The sequence below is a fragment of the Streptomyces pseudovenezuelae genome, from assembly GCF_029892565.1.
GTDB classification, from domain to species: Bacteria; Actinomycetota; Actinomycetes; order Streptomycetales; family Streptomycetaceae; genus Streptomyces; species Streptomyces pseudovenezuelae_A.
In genome coordinates this window covers 106435-128711 of sequence record NZ_JARXVH010000001.1, presented here as the reverse complement: position 1 = coordinate 128711, position 22277 = coordinate 106435, and the positions used below count along the sequence as shown (strand labels likewise).

16 protein-coding genes and 2 pseudogenes are annotated in these 22277 nt (G+C 71.3%); 7 read left to right on the top strand and 11 right to left on the bottom strand.

Going from position 1 to position 22277, the window contains the following annotated elements; genetic code table 11:
• Positions 1-422 precede the first annotated feature (422 nt).
• The 6 genes and pseudogenes from M2283_RS00600 to M2283_RS00575 form a co-directional block, all read right to left on the bottom strand.
• Positions 423-1202 (bottom strand): annotated as a pseudogene (locus tag M2283_RS00600) (Dyp-type peroxidase); the annotation flags it as partial.
• A 47-nt stretch (positions 1203-1249) separates the two neighbouring features.
• A pseudogene (locus tag M2283_RS00595) lies at positions 1250-2444 on the bottom strand (EfeM/EfeO family lipoprotein).
• 125 nt (positions 2445-2569) lie between these two features.
• Entirely contained in the window at positions 2570-4660 is a 2091-nt protein-coding gene (locus M2283_RS00590) for a sensor histidine kinase (protein ID WP_280873897.1), read from the bottom strand.
• A 156-nt stretch (positions 4661-4816) separates the two neighbouring features.
• Positions 4817-6778 (bottom strand): protein kinase domain-containing protein, encoded by a 1962-nt coding sequence (locus M2283_RS00585; protein WP_280873896.1) that lies wholly within the window; start codon positions 6776-6778, stop codon positions 4817-4819.
• Between the two features lie 150 nt (positions 6779-6928).
• On the bottom strand, positions 6929-8119 hold the full coding sequence (locus M2283_RS00580) for an SPFH domain-containing protein (protein ID WP_280873895.1): 1191 nt from the start codon (positions 8117-8119) through the stop codon (positions 6929-6931).
• 10 nt (positions 8120-8129) lie between these two features.
• The gene (locus M2283_RS00575; protein ID WP_280873894.1) at positions 8130-8381 is read right to left on the bottom strand and encodes a hypothetical protein; all 252 of its coding nucleotides are present in this window, start codon (positions 8379-8381) and stop codon (positions 8130-8132) included.
• Between the two features lie 160 nt (positions 8382-8541).
• Between M2283_RS00575 and M2283_RS00570 the strand changes: the two genes are divergently transcribed.
• Both M2283_RS00570 and M2283_RS00565 read left to right on the top strand, forming a co-directional pair.
• Complete coding sequence (locus tag M2283_RS00570) at positions 8542-9786, top strand: cytochrome P450 (protein WP_280873893.1); 1245 nt, start codon at positions 8542-8544, stop codon at positions 9784-9786.
• Positions 9787-9848: 62 nt separating this feature from the next.
• Positions 9849-10853 carry a helix-turn-helix domain-containing protein gene (locus tag M2283_RS00565; RefSeq protein WP_280873892.1) on the top strand — a complete coding sequence of 335 codons (1005 nt, stop codon included), beginning with the start codon at positions 9849-9851 and terminating at the stop codon, positions 10851-10853.
• Between the two features lie 154 nt (positions 10854-11007).
• Here the strand turns inward: M2283_RS00565 and M2283_RS00560 are convergent, their stop codons facing one another.
• Both M2283_RS00560 and M2283_RS00555 read right to left on the bottom strand, forming a co-directional pair.
• The gene (locus M2283_RS00560) at positions 11008-11430 is read right to left on the bottom strand and encodes an SRPBCC domain-containing protein (protein WP_280873891.1); all 423 of its coding nucleotides are present in this window, start codon (positions 11428-11430) and stop codon (positions 11008-11010) included.
• A gap of 23 nt (positions 11431-11453) precedes the next feature.
• Positions 11454-12377: an NADP-dependent oxidoreductase gene (locus M2283_RS00555; RefSeq protein WP_280873890.1), complete on the bottom strand. Its 924-nt coding sequence runs from the start codon at positions 12375-12377 to the stop codon at positions 11454-11456.
• Positions 12378-12496: 119 nt separating this feature from the next.
• Between M2283_RS00555 and M2283_RS00550 the strand changes: the two genes are divergently transcribed.
• Positions 12497-12916, top strand: coding sequence for a winged helix-turn-helix transcriptional regulator (locus tag M2283_RS00550; RefSeq protein ID WP_280873889.1), 420 nt, complete (start codon positions 12497-12499; stop codon positions 12914-12916).
• A 100-nt stretch (positions 12917-13016) separates the two neighbouring features.
• On the opposite strand, the gene M2283_RS00545 is transcribed toward M2283_RS00550, so the two are convergent.
• Positions 13017-14471, bottom strand: a complete 1455-nt coding sequence (locus M2283_RS00545; protein WP_280873888.1) for an MFS transporter — start codon at positions 14469-14471, stop codon at positions 13017-13019.
• Positions 14472-14676: 205 nt separating this feature from the next.
• On the opposite strand from M2283_RS00545, the gene M2283_RS00540 reads away from it, so the two are divergent.
• From M2283_RS00540 to M2283_RS00525, 4 genes are all read left to right on the top strand, one after another.
• On the top strand, positions 14677-17361 hold the full coding sequence (locus M2283_RS00540) for an MGH1-like glycoside hydrolase domain-containing protein (RefSeq protein WP_280873887.1): 2685 nt from the start codon (positions 14677-14679) through the stop codon (positions 17359-17361).
• Positions 17358-18806: an alpha-amylase family glycosyl hydrolase gene (locus tag M2283_RS00535; RefSeq protein ID WP_280873886.1), complete on the top strand. Its 1449-nt coding sequence runs from the start codon at positions 17358-17360 to the stop codon at positions 18804-18806. The genes M2283_RS00540 and M2283_RS00535 overlap by 4 nt, the downstream gene beginning before the upstream one ends.
• Positions 18807-18856: 50 nt before the next feature.
• Complete coding sequence (locus tag M2283_RS00530; protein WP_280873885.1) at positions 18857-19522, top strand: NUDIX domain-containing protein; 666 nt, start codon at positions 18857-18859, stop codon at positions 19520-19522.
• A 71-nt stretch (positions 19523-19593) separates the two neighbouring features.
• On the top strand, positions 19594-20577 hold the full coding sequence (locus tag M2283_RS00525) for an aldo/keto reductase (RefSeq protein ID WP_280873884.1): 984 nt from the start codon (positions 19594-19596) through the stop codon (positions 20575-20577).
• Positions 20578-20596: 19 nt separating this feature from the next.
• On the opposite strand, the gene M2283_RS00520 is transcribed toward M2283_RS00525, so the two are convergent.
• Both M2283_RS00520 and M2283_RS00515 read right to left on the bottom strand, forming a co-directional pair.
• Positions 20597-21133, bottom strand: a complete 537-nt coding sequence (locus tag M2283_RS00520) for an NUDIX hydrolase family protein (protein ID WP_280873883.1) — start codon at positions 21131-21133, stop codon at positions 20597-20599.
• A gap of 15 nt (positions 21134-21148) precedes the next feature.
• On the bottom strand, positions 21149-22276 hold the full coding sequence (locus M2283_RS00515) for an amidohydrolase family protein (protein ID WP_280873882.1): 1128 nt from the start codon (positions 22274-22276) through the stop codon (positions 21149-21151).
• Position 22277: the final 1 nt, after the last annotated feature.

The window sequence follows — 22277 nt, the reverse complement described above, 5'->3', positions numbered from 1 at the left end:
CGACGCCGCTCCCGACCGGAAGGACCAGCGCAGTCCGCTGAACCTGCGGGAGCGCGTGGAAGCGGCGCGCGACGCCGGATTCACCGCCTTCGGGCTGCTGTACGTGGACCTGGTGGAGGCCGACCGGGAGTACGGGCTGGCCGGCCTCCGGTCGCTCTTCGCGGACAACGGGATCCAGCACATCGAGTTGGAGCTGCTGACCGACTGGTGGGCCGGCGGGCCCCGGCGGGCCGCGTCGGACGTCGTCCGCACCGACATGCTGGGGGCCATCGAGGCGCTCGGTGCACGCACCTTCAAGATCGGTCCCGACGTGACGGGCGAGCCCTGGGACCTCGACGTCTGGGCCAGGGAGTTCGCCGTGCTGGCCGCGCAGGCGGAGGGGGTGGGCGCCCGGCTCGGGGTCGAGCCCCTGCCCTGGTCCAACGGACCAGCCGGACCACCTGGTAGCTGCCGCCGACCGCCCAGTCCGGCTCGTCCGTGCCCCGGCCCACCCACACCAACCGACCCATCTCGCGGGCGCTGTCCGTGTCCGGGTTGGCTGTGCCGTCCTTGAAGCCCAGCAGGTTGCGCGGGGTGCCGGAGGCGCGCGGCGGGCTGGTGAAACCGTCCATGCGCCAGCGCACCTGCATGCCGCCGCGCGTGTGCCGGGCCATGTCCCGCAGGGCGTGCAGCACGGTGCCGGTGTCGTCGGCGTGCAGGTGCAGGCTCAAGTCCCCGTGGCACCACTCGGACTTGAGGTCGTCGTCGGGGAAGACCGGCATGGCGGTCAGGCGGCGCGGCTTGGACTTGCCGAGCCCGAACCGGTCGTCGAAGAGCGAGGCGCCCGCCCCGACGGTCACCGCCAGCGCGCCGGACGGGAGTTGGGCGCCCAGGATCCCGGAGTCGGCGGGCGGTCCGGTGACGCCCACCGGGTCGGGGGTGCCGCCCGCGGTCAACAGGCGTGCCCGGTCGGTGAGGGTGCGCAGCAGGTCGGCCAACTCGGTGCGGTTCTCCGCGGTCACGTCGAAGGAGGTGAACACGGTGCACCGGCGCGGCTTCGCTGTCGCGGACTGCTGGTGGGTGCCGTGGAAGGAGGCGACGGCGGAGGTGTCCGTCCCGGTGCCGGTCGCGGCCGTGGGCGAGGCCGCGCCGCCGGCGGCCAGCCCGGCACCCGCGAGGGCCGCGCCGCGCAGGAACCGGCGCCGGCCCACTCCGGCCGTCACCTCGCCCGTCTTGTCGCCCGCCTTCTCGCCGAACTCCTCGTGCGTATTCACACCGTCCTCCGCGGATCGAACAGGGTCGCCACCGAAGCCAGCCGCTCCACCAGATCGCCAAGGACCGCGTCGACGTCCTCGCGCCGCGTACGGCTCAACCGGTCCAGCGGAGTCCAGGCGCCGCCCCGGCGGAAGCCGTCGAGCGTGTCCTGGGCGCGGTCCAACTGCCCTTCCAGGGAGGGCAGTTCGGGGTACCGGGTAGCGAGGAGCGGGCGCAGTCGGGAGAGCACCTCGCGGGTGCCGTCCAGGTTGGCGCGGGCGGTGGCGAGGTTGCTGCCGCTGCCGTAGTCGGTCCGGCCGGTCAGCTCGAACTGCACGGCGTTCTCCAGGATCTCGTGCGCCCGCAGACCCAACTGCGCCGGGTTCATCCGGGTCTGCGCCCAGCTGTCGCGCAGCGCGGTCACCGCCTTCGCCAAGGCGGTCGCCGGGACTTTGAGCGCGCCGGCCGACCGGCCGTGCCACAGCCCGTACTCGACGCGGTGGAAGCCGACGAAGTCCTTGTCGTGCACCCCGTCGGGCAGCCCCGCGTCGGTGCCGTTGATCTCCCCGTCCGCGTCACCGAACGCGTCGTGCGCCGCCCCCAGCCGCTCGTACTCCAGATGCGCCGGCAGCCAGGCCGTCCGGGCGCCCGCGAGGTCGCCGCGATCGCGATCGCATCCCGCAGCTTCGCCGTCAGCCGTACGACGTCCGTGAGACCGCCGCCGATCCACTTCTGGTAGGCGAGGGCGGGTGGGATCAGGTCGTGCTCGGTGACCGGCGCCGCCGCCGGACCGCTGCGTCCCGTGCCGAGACGGACGGCCTGGTGACCGCGTCGGCGTCATCGGGCACGCACTTGAAGGCGTACGCGCCCTTGCCGAGGCGGACGGTCAGCGCACGGGTCGTGCCGGGGCCGATGTCCTCCACCTCGCCGTACACGGCCTTGCTGGTGGGGTTCTCCAGGTACACCTCGGCGGGACCGGCGGAGGTGTTGTGCAGGTCGAAGACCTGTTCCCCGGACGCCGGGTCGGTCCAGCCGCGACCGCAGTGGCCGGCGGACACCTCGACGGTGGTGTGCCGCAGCCCGTCATCGGCCGCGCGCGCCTGGCCCGGACTGTGCCGGGCCACCAGGACACCGGTCAGCGCGAGCACGAGAACGAGGACGAATGCCCCGGTCAGCCGGAGCGGGGTCACCTTGAGGCCGGAGAACGGCACCCGGACCTCCGAGGGTCGTACGTACGTGATCACCTCATGCTAGGAAGCAGATCGCGTCCGAACGGACGTCCAAAGGAATCCATGACCAAGAGTTCCCGCCCGGTTCACTCGGCCCGCGCGCGCACCTAGTCCCAGGACTCGAAGCCGGGGAGCGTGCCGGCCGGTACGGACAGGGACAGCGTGGTGGAGTCGACGTCGACCGCGGGCTCGGGGGCTCCGTGGATGATCGTCCGGGGCAGCAAGACCAGCGCGGTGGTGCCGGTCTCGGTCGCGGCCGGGCGCAGCTGGGCGCGGATGCCGTGCCGGTCGGCGAGCCGGCCGACCACGAACAGGCCCATGCGCTGGGAGATCGACACGTCCACGGTGGGCGGATTGGCCAGGCCGTGGTTGAGGTCCGCCAGCTCCGCCGGGGGCAGCCCGATGCCCTCGTCGTGGATCTCGACCATGGTCATGCCGTCGGGGAGCCCGGCCGCGGTGACGCGGACCTTCGAGTGCGGGGAGGAGTAGATCGTCGCGTTCTCCAGGAGCTCGGCGAGCAGGTGCACGAGGTCGGTCACGGCGGGGCCGTTGATCTCGGTCTCCGGGACGCCCGACAGCTCGATGCGCTCGTACTGCTCGACCTCCGCGGTCGCCGCCCGGATGACGTCGACCAGCGGGAGGGGGCGGTTCCACTGCTGGGTCGGTTCCTCGCCGCCGAGCACGAGGAGGTTCTCACCGTTGCGGCGCACCCGGGTGGCGACATGGTCCAGTTTGAAGAGGTTGGCCAACTGGTCCGAGTCGGTCTCCTTGCCCTCCAGGTTCGTGATGAGGGCGAGCTGACGCTCGATCAGGGATTGGTTGCGGCGGGCCAGGTTGGTGAAGATCGTGTTGAAGTTGCCCCGGACGATGGCCTGTTGGACGCCGATCCGGACGGCTTCGCGGTGGACGTGGTCGAAGGCGCGGGCGACCTCGCCGATCTCGTCCCGGGTGGTGATCGGAATGGGCTCGACCTGCCGGTCGACGCGCTCGGGGACACTCCGGGTGAGCCGGGCGAGTGTGGCCGGCAGCCGCTGCTCGGCGATGTCGTTGGCGGAGGCGCTGAGTTGGCGCATGCTCCTGCTCATCGTCCGGGCCACCCAGGAGGCGAGGAGCAGGGCGACCAGGATCGAGACGAGCACGAGTACGGCGTTGGTGATCGCCTCGCTGCGCGCGTCGTCGGCGATGTCGTGGGCGCCGGCCAGGGCGGTGTCGGTGAGGTTGACCTCGATGCCGCGGTAGGCGTCGAAGCCGAGGGTGGAGGCGGCGAAGAAGGACTCGGGTGTGATGCCCTGCGCGGCCAGCTCCGCGGCCGACTTGCCCGACCAGATCTCGCTGTTCATCTGCGCCAGGCTCGGCGGTGCGACGAAGGCCTCCCCGGCCGCCCGGGCCCGCTGGGCGGCCTGGGCGGTCTGCGCCTTTCCGCGCTGCTCGGCCGCGGCCAGGGCTTCCCGCAGCCGGGTCATGTCGTCGGCGGTGCCGGCTCCGGCGTACTCCTGGAGCGCGACCTGTTCGAGATAGACGTACGAGCTGAACGAGCCGAGCTGGGCCTGGAGTTCACCCGGGGCGAGGGTGCTGCGGTCCTCCACGAGGAGGTGGGTGCCGATGGAGCGGATCAGGGACTCGGCGGCCTGGGTGAGGGAGATGGCGTAGAGGGTGCGGCCGAAGCTCGCCTGGTTGCTGCTGCCGAAGCCCAGTTCGTTGGAGATCTCCATGAGCGGGTGCTGGAGGGCGTGGTAGCTCTCCTCCGTCCGCACTCCCTTGAGCTTGGAGGTGAAGGCGTCCGCGCGCACGGTCGGGAGCAACTGTTCGCCCGCGCGCACCAGTTGGACCCGACGGAGCAGTCCTGGGGTCTGCGGCATGCGGGCCACCGCCCGGTCGAACGCCACCGCGTCCGCGTCGGTGACCCGGCGGGCCCGGGTGACCGTGCTCGACGTCCTGTCGCCCTTCAGCAGGGGCGCGACCGAGACGTCCCGCTCGTTGATCGCGTCGCTCGCGTACCTGTTCGCCGTCTGGACCAACTCCGCCACCCGGACGGCGTCGTCGGCCGCCTGCCAGGTGTCCACCGAGTGCCGCACCCGGAGGCCGCCCAGCACGAGGGCGACGAGCACCGGGACGAGCAGGATGGCGTGCAGTTTGTGGGCCACGCGCCAGTTGCGGACGAAGAGCAGTCGACGGGCGGGGCGTGAGGTGGTGGGCAAGGTGGTCCTATCGGGTGCAGGATCGCCGGTGCGAGATGGTGCGGTCGGTGCGAGTCGATGCGGGACCGGCGCTGCGCGCACGGGCCTGAGCGATTTCTAGCACCGGGGGATCGTTTCTGAATGCGCTTTCTACGAAGTGGGGCGTCCGGCCTCCGGTCAGGACCAGGTCCATACCTGGTTGACGCTGCCCGCGCAGGCCCAGCCCTGGACCGGTTGGCCGTCCCGGCCGGAGGAGGCGGCCACCGCGTCCAGACAGGAGCCGCCCGCGGCGGTGACGAGCGTGTGGCCGCTGCCGAGCCGCCACCGCTGGGCGCTCTGTCCGTCGCAGTTCCTGGCCCGGACCCGCTGGCCGTTGCTGCCGATCGAGCCGGCGTCGGCGTCCAGACACAGGTGCGTGCCCCGATTGACGACCGTGTACTGGGAGCCCTGACCCGGCACGCGGTACAACGCCCACTTCTGCGTGGCCGCGCCCTCGCATCCCCATACCTGGACGCTCGCGCCGCGGACGTCCAGACACCGGGCGACATCAACGGTGTTGACGCTCTCGGTCACCGTCACGGCGCCGGTCCTGACGGGTCCGCGCGTCCCGGCGTACAGCAGCTTCTTGGTCCGCGTACCGACCTTGCCGTCGGCGGTGAGACCCACTTCGCGCTGGAAGGCCCGCACCGCGGCGACGGTCGACGCCCCGAACCGCCCGTCGATCGTGACGTGCAGTCCGTAGCCGTCGAGGAGGGTCTGGAGGGTCTTGACGCAGCCGCCCTGGCCGCCCGACACGATCTCGGCGAGACAGGCGGCGGCGCGTAGGTCCAGTGACCCGGGTTTCTGTGAGGGCGAGGCGCTCGGTGACTTGTCCACGGCCTGGTCGGCCTTCTGATCCGTTGCCGAGGGACTGGTCTTGGGCGCGCTCGGCGAACCGGCGGGCGGCGCGGCCGGGTCGTCCGGCGCGGCCGACGACGTGTCGGAGCCGGGGCCGGCCGCCACCGAGGGGCTGCCGCCCTGCTGGAGCAGCGCCGCGGCGGTGCCCCCGGCGACCAGGACGGCCGCCGCGGCGGCGCCCACCAACAGCTTGCGGCGCTTTCCGGGCGCGCCCGAGACCTTGGGCGTATCGGCGGCCTCCGGCGCGGCGGGCGCACCCGGGGGAGGCGCGGACGCCAAGGCGGCGGGCATGTCCCGCAGGGGCGCTCCCTTCGGCGTGGACCGGGGCGGTCTGCCGTCCGGAGCGTGTAACTGGTGGCCGATGGCGGTCCTGAACACCATGTCCGGTGACGGCCGCCGCTCCGGATCCTTGTCCAGGCAGGTGCGGATGAACGCGGCCAGCTCCGCGTCGACGGCCGCGACTTTGGCGAGGACCTTGTCCCGCGGCTCCTCGAAGGCCACCCGGTGCAGGATGTCCACGCCCGTGCCGTCGCCGAACGGCGCCTTCCCCGTGACGGCGAAGGTGAGCGCGGAGGCCAGCGAGAAGACGTCGGAGGCGGCGGTCACCTCCTGGCCCCTGACCTGCTCCGGGGACATGAAGGCGGGGGTTCCCACGTTCTGCCCGGTGGCGGTGATCGTGGTGCCGTCGGTGGCCTGGACGACGCCGAAGTCGATGACGCGGGCGCCGTCGGACGCCAGGATCACGTTGGACGGCTTGAGGTCACGGTGGACGATGCCCGCTCGCCAGATCGCCTCGACCGCGCGGCCCAGGTCGGCGAAGAGCCGCCAGGCCGCCGCCGCGTCGATCGGCCCGCGCGCCTCGATGGCCTCCGCGAGCGTGGGCCCGGGCACGAACTCGGTCGCGACCCATACGAGGTCCTCGTCGACGCCGCTGCCCAACAGCCGGACGATGTGTGCCCCTTGGACCCGGCCGAGCGACCCGACCTCGCGCTCGAAACGCTTCCGGAACAGCGGGTCCTCGGCGTACTCGGGCCGGATCACCTTGACGGCGACCGGGCCGCCCCCTGTGGTGTTCCGGCCCAGATAGACCCGGCCCATGCCGCCGCTGCCGAGCACGGACACCAGTTGATAGGGGCCGACCCGCCGGGGATCGTTCTTCCGCAGGGGCATCACGGGCGGCGGGTCCATGCCGGCCGCCGCATAGGCCAACTTCTCCGACCGGCTGCGGTCTTGGTCTGGCATGGGGTTCCTGGTCTCTCGCGTTACGCGTGGGACCGCGAGAGTAGCGCAGAAAATGTGTATCAACTGCACTTGTTATAAGGGTTGGTCGATGGGTCGGCCGGCACCGGTCCGCACCGGTGCCGGGGACCCCGAACCCTACGAGGAGCGCGCCTACTCGGCGTCGCGCGGCTTGTCCTCCTTGGCGGCGTCGCCCTCCGCGTCCGGCGTGCGCAGGTAACCCTGCAGTTCCAGCAGGCCGTTGGCGGGGCGGCCCTCGGAGTTCTGGCCGTTGAGGTTCTGGCGGACCGAGTCCAGGATCGTCAGACCCTGGGCGACCAGACCGGCCGCGATCTCGCCGAGGCCGTCCGCGCCGTTGAGGACATTTACGTTGGCGCCGGCCAGACCGCCCGCGGCCTCCTTCACGATCAGCGGGAGCTGGTCGATCAGCATCCGGTCGAGCGCGACCCGGTCGTACGAGGACGCCGCCTCGGCCTGGATCTTCATGCGCTCCGCCTCGGCGATGGCGAGCAGCTTGATCCGCTGGGCCTCGGCCTCGGCGGGCTTGACGATCTCGGCGACCAGCTGCTGCTGACGCAACTGGGCCTGGCGCTGGGCCAGTTCGGTCTGCGCGGCCAGCACCTCCTGCTGGGCGTGCGCCTGCGCCAGCGGACCCGCCTGGGCGGCCTGCGCCTGCGCACGGTCCACCTCGGCGGAGTACTCCGCCCTGACGACCGCGGTCTGCCGGGCGTACTCGGCCTGGTTGCGGGCCGCGACCTGCTCCGCCTCGACCGAGGCCTGCGTGGCCTGGGCCTGGGCGATCTGCGCCTGGCGCTGGATGGCCGCCTTGTGCGGCGCGGACATGGCCTCGATGTAGCCGACCTCGCCGTCGTCGATCGACTGGATCTGCAGCGAGTCCACGATCAGACCGATCTTCGCCATCTCGACCTTCGAGGTGTCCAGCACCTCCGCGGCGAGCTTCTGCCGCTCGGTGACGATCTCCTCGACCGTCATCGAGCCGATGATGGAACGCAGGTGGCCGGCGAAGATCCGGCCGGTCAGCACCGACATCTGGTCCTGGTCGGACAGGAAGCGCTGACCCGCGTTGATGATGCTCTCGGTGTCGTTGCCTACCTTGAACGCGATCACGGCGCGCACGTGCAGCGCGATGCCCTGCCTGGTCACACAGGTTTCGGTGACCTCGGCCTCGCACATCGACAGTGTGAGGAAGCGAGTCTTGCGGAAGACCGGGAGCACGAACTTTCCGTGCCCCGTGACCACCCGGAACGGCGCGCCCCCCAGACCCCGTCGCCCGCCCGAGATCAACATCGCCTCGTCGGGGGCGGGAACGCGGTAACCGAACATGTTGTACTCCTCAACCTGCGCCGTCGGCGTCGCCGTCCAGCGCGTCCAGTGGATCGACCCACTCGATGACGTCGACCTCGCGGCAACCGCGGGACTCGACCACGAGTACGGTGGCCCCCTTCGGAAGGGGCTGGGAGGACCAGGCGAGGAAGGTCTCGGAGCCGCCCCTGACCCGCACCAGGATCTCGCCGGGCCCCGCGGCTCCGCGCGTAGGGAGGAGCAACTCCCCGGTACAGCCGATCACGGCCTCGTCCTGCTGCATCGACGGCGGCCTCCCCTCGTTCTGGCCCTTGACCTCCGACGATAGTCCTCTCTCGGCCGGGGGCCTACGCCCCGGTAGGTTCCACCGTCATGGACATCCGCCGCACGCCTCGGCCGGAGCTGGCGGCGGATGTCGGAGCGGCCTGTGGCTTACTGGATCCATGCGCGACCACAGCGAGGCCCGACCGACGACTTCCGCGACGCCACCGGCCGTGCCACCGGCGGATCCCGCGACGCCACCGGCCGGATTTCCGCTCGGCTCCGCCACTACGATCGCGGAGCTGGAGCACGATCCGCACCCGCGTCTCGCGCTGCTGAGGGAGCGCGAACCGGTCTCCTGGATACCGGAGTTGGGCGGCTGGACGGTCACCCGCCGGGACCTCGCGATGCGCGTCATGCGCGACCCGGTCACCTTCACCGTGGACGACCCCCGCTTCTCCACCGCCCAGGTCGTCGGACCGAGCATGCTCTCGCTCGACGGGCCCGCGCACAAACGCCACCGGGAGCCCTTCACCGACCCCTTCCGGGTCCGGGACGTGCACACCCGCTTCAACGAGTTCGTCGAGCGGGAGAGCGGCCGCCTCGTCGACGCGATCAAGCCCCGGGGCAGCGCCGAACTGCGCCGGGAGGTCGCCGGGCCGCTCGCCGTCGCCGTCGTCGCCGAGTCCCTCGGCCTGCTCGGCGCGGACCCCAAGGAGGTCCTGACCTGGTACGACGCCATGGTGGGCGCGGTCTCCGACCTCACCGTGGGCGAACCGGCCGACCCCGCGGCCGGTGCCGCCTTCGCGCAGCTGGAAGCCAGCGTCGGGGCCACGGTCGCCGCCCGGAACGAGGGCTCCGTGCTGGTCGAGGCGGCCCGCGACGGGCGCCTCGCGCTGCCCGAGGTGGCCTCCAACGCGGCGGTGCTCATGTTCGGCGGGATCGAGACCACCGAGGGCATGATCACCAACGCCGTGCTGCACCTGCTGCGCGACCCGGCCCAACTCGCCCTCGTGCGTGCCGATCCCGAACTCGTCGACGCGGCCGTGGAGGAGTCGCTGCGCCTTGAACCCGCGGCGGCCGTGGTGGACCGCTACGCCACCGCCGACGTCGAACTCGGCGGCGCCCGCATCCGCCGCGGCGACCTCGTCAGCGTCTCGATCGCCGGCGCCAACCGCGACCCGGCCGTCTTCACCGACCCCGACCGCTTCGACCTGCGGCGCGACAACGCCCGCCTCCAGCTGGCCTTCGCCCACGGACCGCACTTCTGCCTCGGCGCGCACCTGGCCCGCCTGGAGACCACGGTCTGCATCCGCCACCTCCTGGACCGCCTGCCCGACCTGCACCTGGACCCGTCGGCGCCGGCCGAGGCGCGCGGCCTGGTCTTCCGCAAGCCGCAGGAGCTGCGGGTGCGCTGGACGGCGTAGGCATGCATAGGCAGGGGGCAGCACAGGGCGTCTCCCGAGAACCGTGTGATTGACTTACCGCCGTGTTGCACGAGTCGGTCTTCCGTACCGAGGAACTGCCGGTCGGCGACCGGTTCGAGGCGTGGACCGAGCGGTTGGGCCGCACCCACGCGCCCATGGAGCTGGACAGCGACCGCGCGGCCGACTACCGCGGACACCAGCGCCTGATCGGCCTCGGGGACGTCACGATCTGGCCCGCCACCTTCGACCAGCTCGTCTTCCGCCGCACCCCGAAGCTCGTACGGCAGTCCGACCCGGAGGTCTACCACCTCTCCCTGCTGCATCGCGGGGTGGGAGCGGCCAGTTGGGGCCGGGAGCACATCGCCTACGAGGTCGGCGACATCCACACCAACTGCTCGTCACGGGCGTACGAGATAGCCACCGGCTCCGAACCGGTCAGCATCGTCGGCATCGAAGTCCCGCGCACGCTGGTGGCGTTGCCCGCGCGCAGTGCGGACCGGGTGATCGGGTCCCGGATCTCGGGCCGGGAGGGGCTGGGCGCGCTACTGGCCCAGTTCCTCGGCCAGTTGGCCGCGGACACGAGTCCCTACGGGCCGTCGGACGCACCCCGGCTGGGCAACGTCGTCACCGATCTGGTCACCGCGCTCTTCGCCCACGCCCTGGACGCGGAGAGCCAGTTGACGCCGGAGACGCACAGCCGCGCGCTGACCCTGCGGATCAAGGACTTCATCCGGCGCCACCTCGGCGACCAGGACCTCACGCCCGCCCGGGTGGCCGCCGCGCACCACATCTCGCGCAGCTATCTGTACCGCCTCTTCCAGGCCGAGGGCATCGCCGTGTCCTCGTACATCCGCGACCGGCGCCTGGCCGGTGCCCGCCGCGACCTCGCCGACCCGGCGCTGAGCGCGCTGCCGGTGCATGCCGTGGCGGCCCGCTGGGGCTTCCCGCGGGCCGCCGAGTTCAGCCGCGCCTTCCGTACCGCGTACGGCGTCACACCGGGCGCCTTCCGCGACCAGGCGAGGTGCGGGGAGGACGGAAGCGCAGGCGGTGGACCCGGTGCCAACTAGATGTGGACCGTGGGCCAACGACAGGCGAGCCGCTGCCCACGCATGCTGGTGATCACCGCGGTGGACGTGCGCGGGACCGGGAACGTGCCAGGACCGTGGGGGAGTCCTGGCACCTCCCGCCCCGGACCGTGCGAGTCGGCCCTTGCCGAACGCGTCAGCCGGACAGACCCGTCACGCGTGAGTGCAGAGCGGCGCCGTATCGGGCGTAATCCTCGGTGAGTTGGCCGAGTGCCGGGACGAGGTCGGTGGCGGCGGGGCCGAAGAACTCCTCGGAGTCGGTGAGTTCGGTGCTGCCGTCCGGCTGAGGGTCGAGCACGAACGAGTGCCTGCCGAGGACCGCGTCGAGCGAGCCGCCCTCCCAGACCAGCCGACGCGGGGCCTCCGCATCGACGATCCGCATCGTGACGTGCTGTTCAGCGCCGTCGCCGCCCGAGACGCGGGCCGGAAGGTCCGCTCCGACCACGGCCTGTTGATCGGGCTTCGTGTCGAAGGCCAGCACCGGGTGCCACCGCGCGTACTCGTCGAACGCCACGAGCACGCGCCACACGTCCTCCACCGGAGCGGAAATCCTGGTCACCGCCGTGACGACAGGGGCTTCCATCACGGCACCAGCACGATCCGGCCGCGCAGGCCGCCCCGGGCCAGCCGGGCGTGGGCCTCGGCGGCCTGCGACAAGGAGTAGATCTGGCCGACCCGCGGTGTCAGCACGCCGACCTCGGCGAGTGCGGAGAGGTAGGCGAGACGGGTCGCGTCGGGGCCGGCGAAGGTGTGGCGTACGACCACGCCCCGCTCCGGCGCCGGCAGCACGTCGACCCGCACGCTCACGTAGATGCCGCCGTCGCGGACGGCCGCCAGCGCGGGGGCGCCGAGGGCCGCCGCGTCGAGCACGCCGTCCACGCCCTCCGGTACCAACCGGCGTACCGCCGCGCTCAGTTCCTCGTCGCGCGACACGAACCAGGTGGCGCCGCGATCGCGGAGGAACTCCTCGTCCTCCGGCCGCCCCTGCGCGACGATCCGCACGCCCCGCGTCCGGGCCAGCTCGACGGCGTAGCCGCCGACGGCACCCGCGGCGCCGGTGACGAGCAGGGTGCCGCGAGGAGGCAGGGGGAGATGGTCGAGGGCCAGGGAGGCGGTCATCGCGTTGAGCGGGATCGTCGCCGCGAGCGTCAGGGCCATGCCCTCGGGGGCGGGGGCGATGGAGTTGAGGTCGGTCACGAGGTATTCGGCCTGGGCCTTCGTGGGACGCACCACTGGGGCGTCGAACACGATCACCGGGGTTCCGACCTTGAGGAGGACGCCCGTGCCGACCGCGTCGATCGTCCCGGCGGCGTCCAGACCCAGACCGATGTACTCGACCTCGTCCAACGGCCCGAAGAATCCGCCCCACACAGCGGCGTCGGCGGGGTTGAGCCCGGCGGCCGCGACCTTGACACGGACCTCGAAGGGACCCGGTTCCGGGAGCGGGACCTCCACGATCTCGACGGCCTCGGGTCCACCGATCTTCTTCACGACTGCTGCGCGCATGATCTTCGCTCATCCCTTTGCATATCCGAACACTGTGGATGCTACGAACGCTAGGGGAGTTACGATCGATTGGTAAGTAGGCACTTTTTAGTGCGTTGCGCTCCTGACAGGAGAGATCGATGACCACCAAGGCGAAGCCGGCCCGCGAGATCGAGCCCGGCTCGTACGAGGCGTACATGCACGACTGTCCCGCGGTGGCCCTGCTCTCGACGATCAGCAACCGGTGGGTCAGCCTGACGATGTGCACCCTCGGGTCGTACGGGGATCCGATGCGGTACAGCCACATCAGCCGTGAGATCCCGGGCGTCAGCCAGAAGATGCTCACCCAGACCCTGCGCATGCTGGAGCGCGACGGCATGGTGAAGCGGACGGTCACACCGACCGTGCCGGTGCGCGTCGACTACGAGCTCACCCCGCTCGGGCAGGGCCTCTACGGCCTGCTGTCCCAGGTGCGCGACTGGGCCGCCGACAAGACCGACGAGGTCGACGGGGCGCGTGCGCGCTACGACACCCGGAAGGCCGATCCGGCAGGGGTGTAACGCACTTAAAAGTGCCTACTTACCAATCGACCGTAGCTCCCCTAGTGTTCGTAGTATTCGGCTCTCCTGTCGTTCAGGTTTGCAAAGACCGGCCGCTCGCTCAGGCCCCGTCGGACTCCCCGTCGGTCGGCCGGACCCGGTGCGGGATGCCGAGGGCGCACACCGCGCCGGTGAGGACCACCGCGACGCCGACCCACACCGCGGGGTGCAGCCCGTCGACGAACTGCCCGGGATCCCGCGTGCTGCCGTGCGCGACGAACACCGTGCTGAGTACGGCGATGCCGAGCGCGCCGCCGATCTCCCGGACGGTCGTGTTGGCGCCGGACGCCTTGCCGGCGTGCTCCTTGGCGACCGAGCCGAGGACGACCGCCGCCGTGGGCGCGAAGACGAAGCCCATGCCGATGCCGGCGACGATCATCGGGCCGATGAGGGACGAGTACGGGGTGTCGGTGTCGGTGACCAGGTTGATCCAGCCCAGGCCCACGCCCTGGAGGAAGAGGCCGAGTGCCATCAGCCGGCCGCCGCCGACCCTGTCGGTGAGCAGTCCGGCGACGGGGGCGACGAACATCGGCATCAGTGTCCAGGCCAGGGTGCGGACACCGGCCTCCAGCGGCGTGCGCGGCGGCACGATCTGGAGGTACTGCGCCAGCAGGAACAGGGAGCCGAAGACGCCGAAGTACATGGTCGCCGAGACGACGTTGGTAAGCGTGAAGGCCCGCACCCGGTAGAAGGACAGCGGCAGCATCGGCTCGGCCACCCGCGCCTCCCGGACCGCGAAGCCGGCCAGCAGCACGGCGCCGCCCGCGAACGTGCCGAGCACCTTGGCCGACGTCCAGCCATCCGGCTCGCCGTGCACGATCGCCCACACCACCGCGCACAGCCCGGTCGCCGCCAGCACGACGCCCACGAGGTCGAGCCGGGCCGCGGGCAGGGAGCTCTCCCGCAGGGCGAACAGCGCCAGCGGGATGGCGACGAGACAGACCGGCACGTTGATCCAGAAGATCCACTGCCAGTCCAGTCCCTCGACCACCGCACCGCCGACCACCGGGCCCATCGCGACGGCGAGTCCGCTCACCCCGGACCAGACGCCCAGCGCGAGCCCGCGCAGCCGGTCGGGCACCGCCTGGGAGAGCAGGGTCAGCGACAGGGGCATCACGGCCGCGGCGCCGAAGCCCTGGACCGTGCGGAAGGTGATCAACTCGGCGCTGGTGTCGGCCAGTCCGCAGCCGACGGAGGCCAGCGTGAACAGGGCGATGCCGATGACGAAGACCCGCCGTCGGCCGAACCGGTCGCCCAGCGCGGCACCGGTCATCAGCAGACAGGCGAAGCTGAGCACATAGGCGTTGACGAACCACTGCAGTTGCTGCGTGCTCGCCCGCAGGTCGACGGCGAGGGTGTGCAGGGCAGTGGAGACGACGAGGTTGTCGAGCGCGACCATGAACATGGGCACGCTGCAGGCCAGGATCGCGAGCCACAGCGGGGTGCGCCGGATGTCGGCGCGGGGCGGTGCGGTGACCGGCTCGGTGCGGGCCGGGTTCTGCTCGGACAGGGACATGGCAGGGGAATCTCCTAGCGCACGTGAAGACCGAGGGCCTACTTGTACAGAGGCTCGTTGCGGCTTCAACCGGACAGGGAGGACGTGCCTCGGCCGGAGAATCCGCCGGGACGGGGAAGCCGTCCCTCCGCCATGCATCCGTTGCGGGCCCGCCCGTGACCCCCGAGTCTTGGAGCGATGCCCGAATGCGAGGAGGCGGTCCAAGATGGCGGACAGCGGTACGACGGGCGCCGAGCGACAACGGCTGGCGGAGGCCGACGCGTCCCGGGCGCCCTGGCGCCGTTGGGGCCCCTATCTCAGCGAACGTCAGTGGGGGACCGTCCGCGAGGACTACAGCCCCGGCGGCGACGCCTGGTCGTACTTCACCCACGAGCAGGCGCGCTCCCGCGCCTACCGGTGGGGCGAGGACGGCATCGCCGGCGTCAGCGACGACAAACAGCGGCTGTGCTTCGCACTGGCCCTGTGGAACGGCCGCGACCCGATCCTCAAGGAGCGCCTGTTCGGCCTGACCAACACCGAGGGCAACCACGGCGAGGACGTCAAGGAGTGCTACTTCTACCTCGACTCGACGCCCACCCACTCGTACATGAAGTACCTCTACAAGTACCCCCAGGCCGCATACCCCTACGACGACCTGGTCGACACCAACCGCTCCCGCGGGCGCCGCGACTTCGAGTACGAACTCCTCGACACCGGCATCTTCGACGAGGACCGCTACTTCGACGTCTTCGTCGAGTACGCCAAGGCCGGCCCCGAGGACCTGCTGGTCGAGATCACCGCCCACAACCGCGGCCCCGACGAGGCCACCCTCCACCTGCTGCCGACCCTCTGGTTCCGCCACACCTGGTCCTGGGCCGGCGGCACGGCCGTCCCGAGCCTCGGCCTGGACGGGTCCGCGATCCGCGCCGAGCACGAGGAACTGGGCACGCGGCGCCTGTACTTCAGCGGCGGGACGCAAACCCTGTTCACCGAGAACGACACCAACAACGAGCGCGTCTTCGGCAGTTCGAACACCACCCCGTACGTCAAGGACGGCATCGACCGCCACGTTGTCCACGGCGAGACCGACGCCGTGAACCCGGCCCGGACCGGTACCAAGGCCTCCGTCCACCACGTGCTCAGCGTCCCCGGCGGCGAGAGCGTCACCGTCCGGCTGCGCCTGACCGACGCCCAACTCGACGACCCCTGGGCCGGGTTCGAGGACGTCATGGACGCGCGCCGGTCCGAGGCCGACGAGTTCTACGAGGACGTCCTGCCCGACGGCACGAGCGAGGACGAGCGACGGGTCGTCCGGCAGGCCCTCGCCGGAATGCTGTGGAGCAAGCAGTACTACTACCTCGACGTCGAGCGCTGGCTCGCCGAACACGGCGTCGACCCGCTCGGCGCCGACCCCGCCGTCCGCAACAGCGCCTGGTACCACATGGTCAACGACGAGGTCATGTCGATGCCGGACGCCTGGGAGTACCCCTGGTTCGCGGCCTGGGACCTCGCCTTCCACACCATCGCCCTGTCCATGGTCGACATCGGCTTCGCCAAGTCCCAGCTGGACCTGCTGCTGCGCCGCCTGTACCTGCACCCCAACGGTCAGATCCCCGCGTACGAATGGAACTTCGGCGACGTCAACCCGCCCGTGCACGCCTGGGCCGTGCTCTTCGTCTACGAGCTGGAGAAGCAGCGTACCGGCCGCGCCGACCGCGCCTTCCTGGAGAACGCCTTCCAGAAGCTGATGAAGAACTTCAGCTGGTGGCTCAACCGCAAGGACGTCGACGGCAACAACGTCTTCCAGGGCGGCTTCCTCGGCCTCGACAACATCGGCGTCTTCGACCGCAGCGCCCCCCTGCCCACCGGCGGCCACCTCGACCAGGCCGACGGCACCGCCTGGATGGCGCTGTACTGCCAGAACCTGCTGGAGATCGCGATAGAACTCGCCGTGGAGAACCCGGTCTACGTCGAGCAGGCCCAGACCCTCTTCGAGCACTTCGCGTGGATCGCCGTCGCCACCAACCGCATGGGCAAGGACAACGAGAGCCTCTGGGACGAGGAGGACGGCTTCTTCTACGACGTCCTGCGGCTGCCCGACGGCACCGCGACCCGCCTCAAGGTGCGCTCCCTCGTCGGCCTGATCCCGCTCGCGGCGACCAGCGTGGTGGGCGCCTGGTCCGACCGCCGCTTCCCCGAACTGGCCGCCGGAGCAAAGGAGTTCATAGAGCGCCACCCGGCCGTGGCGGCCATCGTCTCCGCCCAGCAGAACGTCGGCCCCGGCCAGGGCGGCCGATATCTGTTCGCGCTGTTCGGCGAGGACCGGCTGCGCCGCGTGCTGGCCCGCATGCTCGACGAGGACGAGTTCCTCGGCCCGCACGGCATCCGCTCACTGTCGAAGTACCACGCCGAACACCCCTACACCTTCGAGGTACATGGCGAGACGTACGGCGTCGGCTACCTCCCCGCCGAGTCCGACTCGGGCATGTTCGGCGGCAACTCCAACTGGCGCGGCCCGGTCTGGTTCCCCGTCAACATGCTGCTGATCCGCGCCCTGTTGAACCTGTACGCCTACCACGGCGACGACTTCACGGTGGAGTGCCCGACCGGCTCCGGCAAGCACCTCACCCTCTACCAGGTCGCCCGCGAGATCTCCGACCGCCTCACCTCCACCTTCCTCCAGGGACCCGACGGCCACCGACCGGTGCACGGCGCACAGGCCAAGTACGCCAAGGACCCGCACTGGAAGAACCTGGTCCTCTTCTACGAGTACTTCCACGGCGACAACGGCGCGGGCCTCGGCGCCTCCCACCAGACCGGCTGGACCGGCCTCGCCGCCGTCACCGCGACCCTGTTCCACGTCGTCGGTGAGGGCGACTGGGGCGCCCTGCGCGAGGAGCCGCTGTCATGACGGTGATCTACGAGATCAACGTCCTGATCTGGCTGGGCGAGTTGAGCGGACGGTACGGCCGCCGGATCACCCTGGGCGAGGTCCCCGGCGAGGCCTGGGACGAGGTCGCACGGCCCGGCGTCGACACCGTCTGGCTGATGGGCGTATGGGAACGCAGTCCCGCCGGCCTCGCCGTCGCTCTGCGCGACGAGTCCCTGCTCGCCTCCTTCCGAGACGCCCTGCCCGACCTCACCGAGGCGGACATCGCCGGATCCCCGTACTGTGTACGGAACTACGTGGTCGACGAGTCCCTCGGTGGGCCGACGGGCCTGGCCGAGGCCCGCGCCCAACTGGCCTCCCGAGGCCTGCGGTTGATCCTCGACCACGTCCCCAACCACGTGGCCCCCGACCATCCCTGGCTCACCGATCGCCCCGACTGCCTGGTCCGGGGCACCCCGGACGACCTCACCCGCTCGCCCGAGGCGTTCATCGAGGCAGGCGGACAGATCTACGCCCGCGGCCGGGACCCGTACTTCCCGCCCTGGCCGGACGTGGTCCAACTGAACGCCTTCAGCGACGCGTTGCGGGCGGCGGCGGTGGAGACGCTGGTGGCGATCGGCGATCAGGCGGACGGCGTGCGCTGCGACATGGCGATGCTGCTGATGAACGACGTGTTCGCCAAGACCTGGGGCGACCGGGCCGGAGCCCCGCCCGCGGAGGACTTCTGGCCGTACGTCATCCCGCGCGTCCGCGAACACCACCCGGACCTGCTCTTCGTCGCCGAGGCCTACTGGGACCTCGAATGGGCCCTCCAGCACCAGGGTTTCGACCACTGCTACGACAAACGGCTCTACGACCGGCTGCTGCACGAGGACGCCGAGTCCGTCCACGGCCACCTCCAGGCCGATCTCGCCTACCAGCGCGGCCTCGTCCGCTTCCTGGAGAACCACGACGAACCCCGCGCCGCCGCCACCCTCCCCGGCACCCGGGAGCGAGTCGCCGCCGTCACCGTCGCCACCCTGCCGGGCGCGACCCTCTGGCACGAGGGCCAGTTCGAGGGCCGCCGGGTCCGCCCACCGGTGTTCCTCTCCCGCCGCCCGCCCGAACCCGTCGACGAGGAACTGCGGGAGTTCTACGGCCGGTTGCTCCCGGCCGCCTTCGACGTGCGGGTCGGCGACTGGAGCCTGCTCACCTGCACGGGCTGGCCGGACAACGACACCCACCGCAACCTCCTCGCCTGGAGCTGGACCGGTCCCGACACCCGCCATGTCGTGGTCGTCAACGACTCGGACGCCCCCGCGCAGGGCCGCGTCCCCCTGCCCTGGTACGACCTCCAGGACCGCACCTGCCACCTCACCGACCTGCTGTCGGCGCAGTCGTTCGACCGCGACGGCACCGAACTGCTCTCCTCCGGCCTGTACGTGGACCTGCCGGGCCGCGGCTCCCACGTCCTGTGGGCGTGGTAGAAGCGGATCATGAAGATTTCCTCTGACCCCTCCCGCCGGACCGGTGTCCGATGACCGCAGGCATCGACACCCCGGACCGCCGCGGCCGCACCGGCCTGGACCGCACGGGCCTCGCCCTCACCGGCAACCCGCGCGTCAAGGTCCGGGACGTCCAACTGCTGTCCAGCCACTGGTACGTCGAGCGCGCCACGACCTTCGACCTCCAACTCGCCGACGGCACCTGGAGCACCCAGCAGCGCGAGACGCACGACCGCGGCAACGGCGCCACCATGCTGCTCTACGACGCCGACCGTGAAACCGTCCTGCTCACCCGGCAGTTCCGCTACCCGGTGTACGTCAACGGACACCCCGACGGCATGCTCGTCGAGACCCCGGGCGGACTCCTCGACGACGATGACGAACACCCCGAACTCGCCGTGCGCCGCGAGGTGGTGGAGGAGACCGGGCACACCATCGGCGAGGTCCGGCACGTCTTCGACGTCTACATGAGCCCCGGCTCGGTCACCGAACGCGTCAGCTTCTACGCCGCCGCCTACGGCCCCTCGACCCGCACCCACGAGGGCGGCGGCCTGGACGAGGAGGGCGAGGACATCGAGATCGTCGAACTGCCCTTCCGGCAGGCCCTGGAGATGATCCGCACCGGAGAGATCGCCGACGCCAAGACGATCATGCTGCTCCAGTGGGCGGCACTGGAAGGACCCTTCGCGAAGGCTTGACTTGAAGTGCGCTTCAAGATGGAGACTCCCGTTCGTGCCCGGACAACCGGGCGCGTACGGGAGGACCCACCATGAGGTACCGCACCATCGGAACCGATCCGGCCCACCGCCGCGAGGTGAGCGTGTTGGCCCTCGGCGCGATGCTCTTCGGCTCGCGGACGGACGAGGAGACGTCCTTCGCCGTGCTCGACCGGTACGTCGAGGCCGGCGGCAACTTCATCGACACGTCCGACAACTACGCCTTCTGGGAGGACGGCGGCCAGGGCGGCCAGAGCGAGGAACTCCTCGGCCGGTGGCGGCGCAGCCGCGGCATCGGCGACGAGATCGTCATCGCGACCAAGCTCGGCGCCCGCCCGCTCGCCCCCGGCACCGGCTACATCGACAACGGCGAGGGCCTGTCCGCCAAGGTCATCCGTGAGTCCGCCGAACGCAGCCGGGAACGCCTCGGCGTGGAGAAGCTGGACCTCCTCTACGCCCACATCGACGACCACACCGTGCCCCAGCGCGAGACCGTCGAAGGGTTCGCGGAGCTGGTCGCCGAGGGCACGGTGGGCCTCCTCGGCGTGAGCAACCAGGCGATCTGGCGGGTGGAGCGGGCCCGCGCGATCGCCGCCGCGGCCGGGCTGCCGGGCTACGAGGTGTTCCAGTACGCCCACAGCCACCTGCGCCCCCGCACCGACGTGCCCGAGGACCTGTTCCCCGACGGGAGCCTCGGCCACGCGGGCGCCGAACTGTTCAGCTACCTGCGGGCCGAGCCCGGCCTGACCCTGGTCGCGTACTCGCCGCTCCTGAAGGGCACCTACACCCACCCGGAGCGGCTGCCCGCGGACTTCGACCACCCGGGCACCCCCGCCCGCCTCGCTGTCCTGCACGAGGTGGCGCGCGAGACCGGGGCCACCGTCAACCAGGTCGTGCTGGCCTGGCAGTCGGGCGGGGAACTCCCGATCGTCCCGCTGGCGGGTGCCTCGTCGGTGGCCCAGCTGGAGGAGAACCTGGCCGGGATCGACCTGGAGCTCACACCGGAGCAGCGGGCCCGGCTGGACGCGGCCCACTGATCCGGGCCGGGCTGCCCGGCTACAGACCGCACCCCACATGGGCCAGCGCCTGCCTGAGCAGGACGCCGTGGCCGCCCGGCATCTCGCCCTGGACCGCGGCAGAGACGGCCTCCTGCGGGCTGAACCAGACCAGGTTCAGGGCGTCCTGCCGGGGCCGGCAGTCGCCGGTCACGGGCACGACGTAGGCCAGCGACACCGCGTGCTGGCGCGAGTCGTGGTACGGCGTGACGCCCTGGGTGGGGAAGTACTCGGCGACGGTGAAGGGCTGCAGGGAGGCCGGGATCCGGGGCAGCGCCACGGGTCCCAGGTCCTTCTCCAGGTGGCGCAGGAGCGCGTCCCGGACCCGCTCGTGGTGCAGCACCCGGCCGGAGACCAGGGTCCGGCTGACCGTCCCCTCCGGTCCCATGCGCAGCAGCAGGCCGACGCTGGTGACTTCGCCGCTGTCGTCGACGCGGACGGGCACCGCCTCGACGTACAGGATCGGCATACGGGCTCGTGCCATCTCCAGCTCGTCGGCGCTGAGCCAGCCTGGCGTGGTATCGGTCATGTCAGACATTGCTTGATCATACTTTCAGGAGGGGCCGGGCAGACGGTAGACCCGGCGAGCGTTGTCCGCGCCCGCCCACCGGGCGATCCGCAGGGCGTCGGGCAGGCTCAGCTCGTCGGCGTCCACCCGGTCCTGAAGCAGACCGGTCAGACCCCGCCGGAAGGCCAGCGCACCCAGACAGTAGAACTCAGCCAGACCGTACGCGTCCGAGCTGTACAGCAGTTTGCGGTACGGAGTGATCTCCATCGCCTCCGCCAGGACCGCGCCGGCCCGGGCCGGACCCACGTGGTGCAGGGTGAGCCCCACGTCGAGATACACCTGCTCGAACACAGCCGCGAGGTAGGCGGCCTGGCGCTGGTAGGGCCAACAGTGCAGCAGGAGCACCGGGATCGTGCCGGCGGTCAGGTGCAGCCAGTCGGTGAGGTGGGCGGGGTCACAGCGGTGCAGCCGGATGTCGTTGTCGCCGAATCCGACGTGCAGTTGGAGCGGCAGCCCGAGATCGACGGCGGTCCACAGCAGATGGCGTACGAGGACCGGGTCCGCCAGTCGGCCACCGGCCGCCAGCCAGCGCCGGGCCGCCTCGGTGACCTCGTCCGCCGAGGGCCGGGCCGGGTCCAGGTCGAAGCCGGTGCGGTAGGCGGCCACGGACTTCACCGCCACCACACCCGGCCGCCCCACCGCTTCCCGGGCGGCCGCACGGAACACGGCGGCGTACTCGGCGGGTTCGACGCCCTTCGCCGCCACCGCCTCGGCGACGCTCTCCAGCCGCACCACCTCGTACGCCGAGCCGCCCACGGTGTCCGCCAGTTCGGCGGGTGTGGTGAGCCGGTCCGGGGTGTACCCGGTGTCCACGCAGAACACGTCCGTCGAACCGGCGGCCAGGAAGCGGCGGTTGACCTCGCGCCAGCCCAACTCGGCGCGCCGCGCCAGGTAGTCGTCGATGGGTGCGTGCCTCGGCAGGTCGAGCAGGGGAGCGCAGTGGCGGCGTACCGACACGCCGACCGGGCTGTCGAAGGGCGAGATCCCCGGCCAGACGCCGCCTTCGGTGAGCAGCGCCTCGAAGTCCTCTCGGGGAAGGTCGGCAGTCACCACGCCGTGGCAGTGATGGTCCGTCAACTCCTGTGCGTCGAGCGCCGCTTGGATCGCGCCCATG